This is a genomic window from Streptomyces sp. KMM 9044, from assembly GCF_024701375.2.
In the GTDB taxonomy this organism is placed as follows: domain Bacteria; phylum Actinomycetota; class Actinomycetes; order Streptomycetales; family Streptomycetaceae; genus Streptomyces.
In genome coordinates, this window is sequence record NZ_CP113910.1 from 3,939,863 (window position 1) to 3,952,179 (window position 12,317).

Annotated in this window: 9 protein-coding genes, 1 tRNA gene, 1 pseudogene and 1 riboswitch; of the genes and pseudogenes, 4 read left to right on the forward strand and 7 right to left on the reverse strand. The window is 73.2% G+C overall.

What is annotated here, in order from left to right; translation table 11 throughout:
* Positions 1-14 precede the first annotated feature (14 nt).
* The 3 genes from HUV60_RS17785 to HUV60_RS17795 form a co-directional block, all read right to left on the reverse strand.
* Positions 15-410 carry a hypothetical protein gene (locus tag HUV60_RS17785; protein WP_257850332.1) on the reverse strand — a complete coding sequence of 132 codons (396 nt, stop codon included), beginning with the start codon at positions 408-410 and terminating at the stop codon, positions 15-17.
* A 273-nt stretch (positions 411-683) separates the two neighbouring features.
* The gene (locus tag HUV60_RS17790; protein ID WP_257850331.1) at positions 684-1,898 is read right to left on the reverse strand and encodes a cation:proton antiporter; all 1,215 of its coding nucleotides are present in this window, start codon (positions 1,896-1,898) and stop codon (positions 684-686) included.
* A gap of 637 nt (positions 1,899-2,535) precedes the next feature.
* Positions 2,536-2,826, reverse strand: coding sequence for a DUF3040 domain-containing protein (locus HUV60_RS17795; protein WP_257850330.1), 291 nt, complete (start codon positions 2,824-2,826; stop codon positions 2,536-2,538).
* Positions 2,827-3,533: 707 nt separating this feature from the next.
* Here HUV60_RS17795 and HUV60_RS17800 point away from each other — a divergent pair.
* The gene (locus tag HUV60_RS17800) at positions 3,534-4,301 is read left to right on the forward strand and encodes a LuxR C-terminal-related transcriptional regulator (protein ID WP_257850329.1); all 768 of its coding nucleotides are present in this window, start codon (positions 3,534-3,536) and stop codon (positions 4,299-4,301) included.
* A 198-nt stretch (positions 4,302-4,499) separates the two neighbouring features.
* Here HUV60_RS17800 and HUV60_RS17805 read toward each other — a convergent pair.
* Positions 4,500-5,117: pseudogene (locus HUV60_RS17805) on the reverse strand (cation:proton antiporter domain-containing protein); the annotation flags it as partial.
* 452 nt (positions 5,118-5,569) lie between these two features.
* On the opposite strand from HUV60_RS17805, the gene HUV60_RS17810 reads away from it, so the two are divergent.
* The 3 genes from HUV60_RS17810 to HUV60_RS17820 all read left to right on the forward strand — a co-directional run bounded on the left by HUV60_RS17810 (position 5,570) and on the right by HUV60_RS17820 (position 8,372).
* Complete coding sequence (locus HUV60_RS17810; protein WP_257850327.1) at positions 5,570-6,703, forward strand: dihydrofolate reductase family protein; 1,134 nt, start codon at positions 5,570-5,572, stop codon at positions 6,701-6,703.
* Between the two features lie 65 nt (positions 6,704-6,768).
* Positions 6,769-6,842: transfer RNA gene (locus HUV60_RS17815), tRNA-Met, on the forward strand.
* A 325-nt stretch (positions 6,843-7,167) separates the two neighbouring features.
* Positions 7,168-7,325: riboswitch (cyclic di-AMP (ydaO/yuaA leader) on the forward strand.
* A gap of 12 nt (positions 7,326-7,337) precedes the next feature.
* Positions 7,338-8,372, forward strand: coding sequence for a M23 family metallopeptidase (locus HUV60_RS17820; protein WP_257850326.1), 1,035 nt, complete (start codon positions 7,338-7,340; stop codon positions 8,370-8,372).
* Positions 8,373-8,474: 102 nt separating this feature from the next.
* Here the strand turns inward: HUV60_RS17820 and HUV60_RS17825 are convergent, their stop codons facing one another.
* The 3 genes from HUV60_RS17825 to lhgO form a co-directional block, all read right to left on the reverse strand.
* Positions 8,475-9,851: a PrsW family intramembrane metalloprotease gene (locus HUV60_RS17825; RefSeq protein ID WP_443047329.1), complete on the reverse strand. Its 1,377-nt coding sequence runs from the start codon at positions 9,849-9,851 to the stop codon at positions 8,475-8,477.
* A gap of 52 nt (positions 9,852-9,903) precedes the next feature.
* Positions 9,904-10,755, reverse strand: coding sequence for a tRNA (guanosine(46)-N7)-methyltransferase TrmB (trmB, locus tag HUV60_RS17830; protein ID WP_257850324.1), 852 nt, complete (start codon positions 10,753-10,755; stop codon positions 9,904-9,906).
* Between the two features lie 297 nt (positions 10,756-11,052).
* Complete coding sequence (gene lhgO, locus HUV60_RS17835) at positions 11,053-12,276, reverse strand: L-2-hydroxyglutarate oxidase (protein WP_443047331.1); 1,224 nt, start codon at positions 12,274-12,276, stop codon at positions 11,053-11,055.
* Between the last annotated feature and the right edge of the window lie 41 nt (positions 12,277-12,317).

A 12,317-nucleotide genomic window follows, 5' to 3' on the forward strand; every position in this document is an offset into this window, starting at 1 on the left:
ACTTCCCGTTCCGGTCACGCCGTGAGGCGGCGGTAGGCCGCGCGGGCGTGAGTGAGGCGGGCGGCGGTCGTGCCGGCGACGGTGGCCGCGAGGAGGCAGCCGAGCCAGAGCGTGTCCCTGGAGCCGGTCCAGGTGAGGGCGCCGGCGGGCGGTATGGTCAGGCCGTTGAGGAACAGCCAGCACAGGAGCGCCGTGCCGGGGGCCGCGGTGAACCGCGCGCACCCGCCGAGGCCGGCGGCGAGCAGGGACAGGGCCGCCAGGGCGAGCCCGGGGTGGCCCGGGCCCGCCACCGTGTGGAGCAGGACCACCACCGCCAACGCGCCGCCGAAGGCACCGGTCCACACCAGTGGGGTGGCGACGGGCTGGGGCACCGGCTGCGGACCGGTGCCGAGGGCGACCCACTCGACCATGCTGACGCTCCCCTTCCGGCGCTCCCCGGCGCCGGCCCGGCAGGTGGGGGCAGCCGGTGGTGGGCGCGCTTGAGCCCCGGCGGGCGAGGAGTGCGTGACCGGGCTGATTTTCGCACCGTCGGGGCCGCCAGGCCGGGGGATCGGGTGCCGATGGCCGGATTCCGGTGGCCGGTCGATGAGGGCCGGGGTGCGAGGGCGGCGGGGTCGTGGTGCCTCGTCCCGACGGTCGGGACGTCCACGGGCGGGTTGTCCGGCCCTGCACCGTGTCGGCGGTCAGCCGCTCGCGTGGGCCGGTTCCGACCGGTCGGCCGGGGTGGTCTGCGGTGTGTCCGGCGAGCGGCGGCGGGTGAGGCGGGTGGCCAGCGGTTCGGTCCAGCGGGCGCTGAGGGGGCCGAGGACGACCAGGAGCAGGACGTACGCCGTGGCCAGCGGGCCGATCCGGGGCTCCGTGCCGACGGCGAGACCGGCGATGACGATCGAGAACTCGCCGCGCGCCACCAGAGCGCCGCCGGTCCGCCAGCGGCCCTTGGACGGGATGCCCGCGCGGCGGGCGGCCCACCAGCCGGTGGCGATCTTCGTCAGCATGGTGACGACGGCCAGGGCGAGCGCCGGGAGCAGCACCGGCGGGATGGCGGACGGGTCGGTGTGCAGCCCGAAGAAGACGAAGAACACCGCCGCGAACAGGTCCCGCAGCGGGGACAGCAGACCGTGCGCGCCCTCGGCGACCTCTTCGGACAGGGCGATGCCGACCAGGAACGCGCCCACCGCGGCCGACACCTGGAGGTGCTGGGCGACCCCCGCGACCAGCAGGGTCAGCCCCAGCACCGCCAGCAGCAGCATCTCGGGGTTGTCGGAGGAGACCGCGCGGCTGATGATGCGTCCGTGGCGCAGGGCGACGTAGAAGACGGCGCCGACGGTTCCCAGGGAGATCAGCAGGGTGATGCTGCCGCCCGCGAGACTCGCCCCGGTCAGCAGGGCGGCGAGGACCGGGAGGTAGACGGCCATGGCGAGGTCTTCCATGACCAGGACGCACAGGATGACCGGCGTCTCACGGTTGCCCGTGCGCCCGAGGTCGCCGAGCACCTTGGCGATGACCCCGGAGGAGGAGATCCAGGTGACTCCGGCGAGGGCGACGGCGGCGACCGGCCCCCAGCCCAGGAGCAGCGCGGTGACGGCGCCGGGGGCGGCGTTGAGGACGAAGTCGACGGCGCCCGAGGGGTACTGGGTCTTGAGGGTGGTGACGAGGCTCGACGCGCTGTACTCCAGCCCGAGCATCAGCAGCAGCAGGATGACACCGATCTCGGCGCCCGTGGCGACGAACTCCTCGCTGGCCTGCAGGGGCAGGATGCCGCCGTGGCCGAAGGCGAGCCCCGCGAGGAGATAGAGAGGTATGGGGGAGAAGCCCACCCGTCCGGCGAGACGGCCCAACAGCCCGAGGGCGAGGATGATCGCTCCGAGTTCGATGAGCATGGTGGTGGTGTCGTGCACGGGCGTCTGACCTCCGTGGATCGGTGCGGTGTCGGCGTCTGTGCCTGATGAGCGGGTGCCGGGACGGCGGGTGCGGTGTCTGGGGAAGGGCTTTTGGGGTGGGGGGCAGGGCCCCCTGGCTACGGGTGACGGGGGCGAGCCGGGAGTGCCCCTACGGGGCGGGAGTGCCCGCAGTGCCCCGGACCGGGCGGGCCGGGGGAGCGGGGGCGCGGCGTGGGCTGCTGCCGGGCTGGGAGCCGACGGTGTTCGAGGCTGGTGAAGGGTGCTTCAGCGCCTTGGGCCGCTGCTCGGGCGGCAGAGGGCGCCACCGATATCCGGGACGCCGTCGCGGGCGGCGTTGTCGACACGTACGGAGATCACCCGACCCATCCCACGCCCCCGTTCTTCTTCTCATCGGTTCAACCGGTCGGCGACGCTCGGCAATCGGTACGCGGCACCCAGGACGCGGCGCACTCGGTGCCCAGCACTCAACGTGCAGAGTTCACCACTCGACGAAAGAGCAGAACGCTGCTCAATAGAGCGTAAGCGCTTGATAAAAATTTTAGCGCACCTCAAACCGGGGTGCGTCGGGAAGAACGTCGCACGACATGACGAAGCGGCGCGTGTGGAGGTGGAACGATCCCCTAGGCCCACGCTCTCAGCGGGCCGACTGCCGCTCCGGGCCGCCCCCCTGCGGCGGGTACGGGTCGAACAACTGCACGCCGATTCCGCTGAGCACCAGACCTGTCGCGATGAGCAGCCCGTCGGGCACGATCAGACCGGTGGTCAGCAGGACGAGGCCGGCCCCCAGCACCCACCAGGCGCGTGCGCGTCGGTACTCGCGGGGCCGGGTGGGCCGCCCGCTGGACATGGAGCGTGCGAAACGCGGGTCGTCCTGCTCGATTCGGGCCGTGAGATCGACGAGGCGCTTGTCGTCGGACTGGGGCACGTCTCCTCCTTCCCGGAGGGTGGCAGCGCGGTGAGACGGCCGGCCGCCACCTCCGAAGCAGCGCCTCCGGGCGTCGACGGTCGTGGGCACCGACGCCCGGAGCGAAGAAGTGAACCGACGGCTCTCGAGAACTCGGCACTCCACCACCGGGCCGACCTTGGGAGTTTGCCCGTGCGCCGAGGTCATCACCCGTCCGGCAGGGGGCCGTTCGGCGTGCACGGGCCTGATGCCACTTCAAGGATCACCTGTCCCGGGGCCCCGGGACCATCAGGGGCAGTCCTCATCTTCGCGGGGCCCGGGCTGTATACGGACCGGCCGGGCACCGCACACCCACGGGAAAAATGGGGACTGTCACGGATGGCGATCCGCCGGGTCGGCGCTCACGCTGGGTCCCGGCGGCCCGTGCCCGTGCCCGCGCCCCCGGTCACGGGGGCCGTCCACAGCTCCGCGGCACGGCAGCCCACGGCAGCCCACGGCAGCCCACGGCAGCCCACGGCAGCCCACGGCAGCGGGGCCGCGCCGGGCTGCATGCCTGCCGGACAGGGCCCTGTCCGGCAGTACCCGGCGCAGGGCCGGGTCACGGCGGTACCGGGGAAAGACCAGGGCGGCATCGGGACAGCACCGCGGCCGTGCCGGGGCACAAGCACAGCAGGACGGCCGTACGAAGACGGCCGGTTCCGGACGAGCCGGTGAGGAGGTGGTAGCGGGTGCCACTGTTCTGGCGGATCTTCCTGCTGAACGCTGTCGTGCTGATCGTGGCCACCGTCCTGCTGCTCGGACCGGTCACCGTCTCCACTCCGGTCCTGCTCACCGAGGCGTTCGTGCTCACCGTGGGACTGGCCGCCATGCTCGGTGCGAACGTGCTGCTGCTGCGCGTCGGCCTCGCCCCGCTCCAGCGCGTCACCCGCGCCATGTCCACCACCGATCTGCTCCGCTCCGGACCGCGCCCCGAGGTCACCGGGCGCGGGGAGATCGCCGAGCTGATCAGTACGTACAACACGATGCTCGACCGGCTCGAGGACGAACGCGCCGCGAGCAGCGCCCGCGCGCTGTCCGCGCAGGAGGACGAACGCCGCCGGACCGCCCAGGAGCTGCACGACGAGGTCGGCCAGAGCCTCACCGCCGTCCTGCTCCAGCTCGAGCGGGTCGCCGACCGCGACCTGGTGGAAGCCTGCCGGGCCACCATGCGAGGCGAGCCGTTCCTCTGCCCGGGCGCCGTCAACGCCCTCATCCGCAACTACCTCGAGCTCGCCCGGGACGGCCGGAACCTGCCCGCCAAGGCCATCACCGACCGCGAGGAGGAGATCCTCAAGCTGGTCGCCGAGGGGAACACCTCGCAGCAGATCGCCGACCTCCTCGTCATCAGCCCCAAGACCGTGGAGCGCCACCGCGCGATCCTGCCGGCCAAACTCGACCTGAAGGACCGGCTGGAACTCACCCGGTACGCCATCCGGGTGGGACTGATCGAACCCTGACCGGGCGCTTCTGTTCTCCGGGGCCCGGCGGCCGGGGCCCTAGCGCTCGGCTTCGGCGGGCTCCCGTCCGGGCACGGGTCCGGCGTCCGGGTTTCCGTCGGGGGCTGCGTCCAGGCCCGGGGGGAGCCCCGTGCCCGATGAGGGACCGGCGCCCGGACCGGGCCCGGCGTCCCGGGAGGAGCCGCAGTCGGGCAGCCGTGCCTGGGCGGCGCGCAGGGCGTGCGCGAGCAGACGGGACTGCTGGGCGAGCACCGGGCCGAGCACGGCGAGGACGAGGACGTATCCGGCGATGAACGGCGTGAGCCGGTCGTCGAGCCCCGCGCCGGTGGCCATGGCGGCCACGACGGTGACACCGAGGAGGAGCCGGGTCTCGGGCCGGCTGATGTGACCCAGCTCGATGAGGATCTTCGTGACGATCGCGCAGGACGAGATGCCGAGCACCCCGGCGAGCACCAGGGCCTCCCGCGTTCCCCGGCCGAGGGCGAACCCGAATCCCAGCCCGGCGCCGACGTTGAGCGCCAGGTAGATGCCACCGGCGCTGATGAGCTGTTTGCCGCCTCGTCTCAGGTCGTCGAGGTGGAACTCCAGGCCGAGGTAGAAGAGCAGCAGGACGAGACCGAGCGCCGACAGCATCGAGAAGTCGTGGGCGTCCCCGACCAGGACCAGCCCCGGTGTGTGCGGGCCGAGCAGAATGCCGGCGAGCATGAACAGGGGGACGGGGATCGTCGGGAGCCCGATCCGGCTGCCGAGGCGGGCGAGGAACGCTGCGGCGAGGAACGCGCCGCCCATGGCGAGCAGAGTGTCGGCATGTCCCACGGGTCACCACCTTCCACAGCACGGGGACGGAGCGGGATCTGCTCGACCGACCCGAGTGGGGACTGCCCCTTCGTGTCGGTGGGGGTTCTTCGCCGCGCGGGGCCGCGGTCGGTACGTTCCCGGGTGCGGAGCGGCCCCGGCCGGTGTGTGCCGGGGCCGGGGCCCGGTGTTCCTCCACGCTCATATCCGGCCCCGGGCGCCCGCCATCCGTGACACCACCCAAACGGGGTGGCGGACGACACCCATGAGGTGTGGGGAAGGGCCCTCATCACGGGCCGGTTGCCGGGTGCGGCGGGGGCGCCGCGCGTTTCCACGCCGTACGGTCTCGCGCCACGTGGCGGTGGCACACCGTACGGCTTCCCCCCGCGCGGGAACACACCGGGTGCAAGACTCTCTTCACCCGGGCCGGTCCCGCCCCGCCCCGTCCGCCGTCCCCGTCAGGAGCACCGTCGATGCCGCACCCGTACGTCCTGCTGTCCGCCGCCGTCTCGCTCGACGGGTATCTCGACGACACCGGTCCCGAGCGGCTGCTGCTGTCCGGCCCGGAGGACTTCGACCGGGTCGACGAGGTACGGGCGTCGGCGGACGCGATCCTGGTCGGTGCCGGCACGATCCGGGCCGACAACCCCCGGCTGCTGGTCAACGCGCCCGAGCGGCGTGCCGCCCGGACCGCCGGGGGCAGGCCCGCCTACCCGCTGAAGGTCACCGTCAGTGGCTCGGGCGACCTGGACCCGGCGGCGCGGTTCTGGCACACCGGTGGCGCGAAGGTCCTCTACACGACCGGCAAGGGCGCCGAACGCGCCCGCGCCCACGGTCTCGCCGCCGACGTCGTGCCACTCGGCGCCGAGCTCGACTGGCGCCGCCTTCTGACGCACCTGTACGACGTGTACGGCGTACGGCGGCTCATGGTCGAGGGCGGCGGCCTGATCCACACCCAGCTCCTCACCCAGGGTCTCGCCGACGAGCTCCAACTGGTCCTCGCCCCGCTCTTCGTCGGCGACCCGGACGCCGCCCGCCTCTTCGGGCCCGGGACCTACCAGGGCGGCCGGCTGCGACTGCTGGAGACCCGGCCGATCGGCGACGTCGTCCTCATGCGCTACGAGCCCACCGCCCCCGGCGCCGGCCCGCTCCCCGTCGCCGCCGACCACCACTGGCTGGCTCTCGCCTGTGAACGGGCAAGGCGGTGCCCGCCCTCGAAGACGGCGTTCAGCGTGGGCGCGGTGGTCGTCGCGGCCGACGGCACCGAGCTGGCACGGGGCCATTCCCGCGAGGGCGGCGATCCGGTGGTGCACGCCGAGGAGGCCGCCCTCGCCAGGATCGACCCTGCGGACCCGCGGCTCACGACCGCCACCATGTACTCCAGTCTGGAACCCTGCGCCCGCCGCGCCTCCCGCCCGGTGTCCTGTGCCCGGCTGATCCTGGACGCGGGGGTACGGCGGGTGGTCACCGCGTGGCGGGAGCCGGACACCTTCGTGACGGGCGCCGACGGCAGCGGGGTGCTGACCGCGGAGGGCGCCCTGGTCGTCGTTCTGCCGGAGCACGAGGAGGCCGCCGAGGCGCCGAACGGCCATCTGATCGGCGGGTGACGCGGGGCGGCGGCAACCCGTGTGCGGAGTGTCCCGCGGATGCCGTATGCTGGTGAACACAACGACGCGGGGTGGAGCAGCTCGGTAGCTCGCTGGGCTCATAACCCAGAGGTCGCAGGTTCAAATCCTGTCCCCGCTACTGAAGGCCGAGGGCCGGAATCCGAAGGGGTTCCGGCCCTCGGCCGTTTGCGTCCGTCCCGTTTCGGGAGCGCGTCCCGGGGTGGTTCCGCGCAGATGTCACCCCAGGTGACCGGGTCGCCTCGTTGCGCATGACAACTGACGCATCGTCAGCCCGAGTGTGACGAGGACGGTGAAGTCGACTCGCCCGGTTTTGGCCATCCGTGGCGCTTAAGTCCGTGCGGGAATCGTTAACGATCAAGAAGAACGGCTTGGAATACGGCCCTCGCGTCTATTAACGTTCGATAACGCAGCGCGGTCGTCCCAGCCGTCACACGAGTCGGCTCCGTGCGCACGCGCCGAATCCCGCAAGGGAACCGGGGAACCAACATCTTGGGGTGAATCGCACGGATGCGCCCGTGGAGACACGGGCGGTATACGCGCGTAGGAGACCTTCCTGCTCCGAACCCGTCAGCTAACCCGGTAGGCGAGAAGGAAGGAAAGGAGTGCGCCCCACGTGGCGTCCAACCGGCCTGCCCCCGAGGCCCCCTTCACGCCGAGCCGGCGCGACAGCGACACCTTCGGCTACGGCGGCATCCGCGCCGACGAGGGCCCCTTCGAGGAGTGGAACCCCACCGAGGAGTCCGTTCGTCCCGTGCGCGGCCGGCATCGTGTCGGCAAGCAGCGCGGCGGAGGCCTCGCCCGTAGCTCCACCGTTCTGGGCGTCGGTGTCATAGCCGCTGTCGCCGGTGGCGGCATGGCCAGCGCCCAGACCGGCAAGCCGCCGGTCTCCATCTCCGTGCCGGACCTTCCCTCTGTTGGTTCCCTCATCTCCGACGAGGAAACCCCTGAGGGCTCCGCCACCCCGCTCAGCAGCATCGGTGCGGTCGCCGACGAGGCCGAGCAGGGCAGTGCCTCCGACGCCGGCGAGGTGCTGCGCGCCCGGATCATGGCGCAGGTCGAGCAACAGCAGAGCCAGGCCGAGGACAAGGCCGCCGCCGAGGCCGCCGCGAAGGCGGAGAAGGAGGCCGAGGAGAAGGCCGCCGCCGCGAAGAAGGAGGCCGAGGAGAAGGCCGCCGCCGCGAAGAAGGAGGCGGAGGAGGAGGCCGCGAAGAAGGCCGAGGCCGAGCGTCTCGCCGAACTGGCCAGGCAGTACACGCTGCCCACCTCCTCGTACACCATCTCCTCGACCTTCGGTCAGGCCGGCGCCTACTGGTCCTCCGGCCAGCACACGGGCCTGGATCTCGCCGCCCCCACCGGCACCCTGCTCAAGGCCGTCCACACCGGCACGATCACCTCCGCCGGCTGGGACGGCTCGTACGGCTACAAGACCGTGCTGACCCTCGACGACGGCACCGAGATCTGGTACGCCCACCAGTCCTCCATCAGTGTCAGTGTCGGCCAGCAGGTCAACACCGGCGATGTGATCGGCCGCGTCGGCGCCACCGGCAACGTGACCGGGGCCCACCTCCACATGGAGGTGCACCCGGCCGGTTCCGCCTCGGGCATCGACCCGATGGCCTGGATGCAGTCGAAGGGCCTCACCGTCTGAGACCCCGGCCCCGGCCGGTCTTCGCGCCCTGCACCCCACGCAGCCACAGCCCCGGCAGTCCTGACGACGACCCCCCGACGTCAGGACTGCCGGTCCGGCGTTTCAGGGGCGGTACGCGTACGGGTTCGGCCCGGACGCCGGGTGGCCGGGGTCCACGGCGCCGTACCCTTTGTACGGGCCGTACGGCCCGTACGGCCCGTACGGCCCGTACGGCCCGTACACCGGCCAGGGCGGGGCGGGCGGCGCGGTGGCTCGGGCCGCGTGCTCCAGGGCCGGGCGGGCCGTGTCGCGGCGGTGCCACATCTCGCGCAGCAGTTCGTGCTCCCGTACGACGAAGTCCGCGTCCGCGCGGCCGCGGCGCCCCCGGTGCCGCAGGAACGCCAGCGATGTCGCGTACGCCCCGTACTGCGCCACCGCGCGGGCAGCGGCCCGGCCGCCGTGCCGGTGCGCGTACCGCCGGGCGATGCGCCGGGCCCGCATCGAGCCGAGCGCGTAGGGCTGTGCGGGGGTCAGCCAGCCGGCCCTGACGTACGCGGGCAGTTCCTCCCGTACGGTCCGCAGCTCGCGCTGCCGGGTCCACACCACCAGCCAGGTCAGCAGGCCGAACGACGGCACCATGAACGCCGCGTACACGGCGAAGAAGCCGTACCCGCCGAGGGCCGAGGAGGCGTTCCACAGGGCGTGCACGCCCATCGCGAGCAGCAGGCCGCCGAGCGGGAGCAGGACGCGCACCGGGCGGCGCCGCCGGGCGGCGAGCGCGGCCATTCCGAAGCCGATGCCGGTGAGGACCGTGAAGAGCGGGTGTGCGAAGGGCGACATGACGACGCGGACGAAGAACGTCGCCGCGGTGACGGAGGAGACGCCGCTGCCGCCGGTGAGCTGGTCGGTGCCGAAGGCGGTACCGAGGTAGAGGATGTTCTCGGTGAAGGCGAAGCCGGTGGCGGTGACCCCGGCTATCACCACGCCGTCGAGGACTCCGGTGAAGTCGCGTCTGCAGAACAGGAAGACCAGCAGGACGGCGGCGGCCTTCACGGACTCCTCCACGACCGGGGCTATCACGGTCGCGCCGAGCGCGTCCGCGCGGGACGGGTCGGCCGTCTCCGTCGCTATCCACCGTGTGGCGAAACTGTTGGCGACGAGCGCCATGAGCGCGGCGGCGCAGGCGCCCCAGGCGAAGGCGAAGACGAGGTTGCGCCACGGGCCCGGCGCGACGCGCTCCAGCCAGCGGAAGGCGGCAACGAGCAGCGGCACCGGCAGCACGGCGAGGCCGAGCCCGGCCAGGAAGCCCTCCGTGCCGGTCTGCTCGCGGACCAGGCCCAGGATGACCAGGCCCGAGAGCGCAAGGAGGGCGGTCAGCGCCCCGTACCGCACCCAGGGCCGCTGCCACCAGTGCGCGTGCCGCGGGGCGGACCCGTCCTCCGGTCCTGCGGGACCGGGGGACCCGCCGGGCCGGGTCGGGTACGGACGGCTGATGGCCACAGCATTGACCCTAACGAGGGAACGGCGCTGCCCGCAGGACCGCCGGGTGGGCTCAGGCGCCGACGGCGTTCCGGTCGGGCTGGTCGAGGTGCTGTACGCGGCGGAAGAGCAGGTCGTTCACCACATGGCCCTTGTCCAGCCCCTGCCCCTCGAAACGGGTCAGTGGCCGGGACTCCGGACGCGGCGCGAAACCGCCGTCCGCCGCGGTGTTCTCGAAGCCGGGGTGCGCGGTCAGCACCTCGAGCATCTGCTCGGCATACGGCTCCCAGTCGGTGGCGCAGTGCAGGAGCGCGCCCGGTGCGAGGCGGGTCGCGGCGAGGTCGAGGAAGGCGGGTTGGATCAGCCGGCGCTTGTGGTGCCGCTTCTTCGGCCAGGGGTCGGGGAAGTAGACGCGCAGCCCGCCCAGCGCGTCGGGGGTGAGCATCTCGCGCAGCAGGATGATCGCGTCGCCGTTGCCGACGCGGACGTTGTCCAGGCCGTGCTGGTCGGCGAGGCCGAGCAGATGGCCCTGGCCGGGGGTGTGGACGTCCACGGCGAGGATGTTGGTGCCCGGGTCGGCGGCGGCCATGCGCGCGGTCGCCTCGCCCATGCCGAAGCCGATCTCGAGGACGACCGGGCGGTCGTTGCCGAAGAAGGCGGCGAGGTCGAGGCGCCGCCTGCCGTCGACGTCGAAGCCCCACCGGGGCCACAGCCGCTGCAACGCGTCCGCCTGCCCGGCGGTGACCCGGCTCCGGCGTGGCTGGAAACTCCGGATCCGGCGCTCGAAATGCGACCCGGCGGGATCGGCCTTCGGTCCGTCCGGGAAGCGGGGCTCGCCCTTCTCCCGGGTACGGCGGACCGACACGCCGGGCGTGTGCCCGGCGTGCGGGGCGGGGACTTCGGGGGTGTTTACGGAGTCAGACACAGTGCTGTCGATTTTACGGGGGTTGCGCGGGGGCTCCGCGGTCGGTTCCGGGATCGGCCGTGCGGCCGGTCCCGAGCGGTCCCAGGTCCGTGGTCGTCCCGTGGGTGACGGGGGCGGGTGGGGGCGGTTGCTTCGGCGGGGTACGCCGTCCGGGGTGGTCAGGGTGTGGCGGGCGGCCTCGCGGCTGACGGGCAGGGGTGCCGTCGGCGTTCCGGGAGCCGGGTGTGGGGCCGGTCCCGAGCGGTCCCAGGTCCGTGGTCGTCCCGTGGGTGACGGGGGCGGGTGGGGGCGGTTGCCTCAGCGGGGTACGCCGTCCGGGGCGGCCAGGGTGGTCAGGGCCCGGCGGGCGACCTCGCGCCCGATGGGCAGGGACGCCGTCGCCGCGGGCGAGGGGGCGTTGAGGACGTGGACCGCGTGGGGTGTCTCCTGGATCAGGAAGTCGTCTGCCAGGGTGCCGTCGCGCAGGACCGCCTGGGCCCGTACGCCCGCCGGGGCCGGCACCAGGTCGGCCTCCCGGACCGCGGGCACGAGCCGGCGGACCGCCTCGGTGAAGGCCCGCCGGGACAGGGAACGGTGCAGCTCGCCGGTGCCGTACCGCCAGTGGTGGCGGGCCAGGTGCCGGGAACCCGGCCAGGCCAGCGTGGCGGCCAGCTCGCGCGGGTGGACCGTACGCCAGTCGTAGCCCTCGCGCGCCAGGGCCGGTACGGCGTTGGGCCCGACGTGGACGCCACCGTCGACGCCGCGCGTGAGGTGGACGCCGAGGAACGGGAACGCCGGATCGGGCACCGGATAGACCAGGCCGCGGACCAGCTCCGGGCGGGCCAGCTCGTAGTACTCGCCGCGGAACGGCACGATGCGCATGCCGGGGTCGTCGCCGGTGAGGCGGGCGATCTCGTCGCAGTGCAGACCCGCGCAGTTCACCAGTACCCGGCTGCGCACGACGTCCCCGGCGGCGGTCAGGGCGGCCACGCCCAGGTCCGCGCGGCGGTCGACGCGGGTGACCCGCGCGCCGTAGCGGATCTCCGCGCCGGACGCGGACGCCAGCCGACGGGCCACCGCCGCGTAGTCGCAGATGCCGGTGGTGCCGACGTGTATGGCGGCCAGGCCCTCGACCTCCGGCTCGTACGCGGCGATCTGCGCGGCACCCAGTTCACGGACCGTCAGGCCGTTCTCCCGGCCGCGCTGGACCAGGGCGTGCAGGCGGGGAAGCTCGTCCCGGTCGGTGGCGACGATCAGCTTGCCCGTCACCGCGTGCGGGATGTCGTACTCCGCGCAGAACTTGACCATCTCGGCCGCGCCCCGCACCGCGTACCGCGCCTTCAGGGAGCCGGGGCGGTAGTAGATGCCGCTGTGGATGACGCCGCTGTTGCGGCCCGTCTGGTGCCGGGCGGGGCCGGACTCCTTCTCCAGCACCGTGACCCGCGTGCCCGGCGCCGCGCGGGTGATCGCGTACGCCGTCGACAGGCCGACGATGCCGCCGCCGATCACCAGCACATCGCAGTCGTACGCACGCCGCGCCACCCGCACCACCTCCTGGTCCCGATAGTGCACTGCGCCACTGA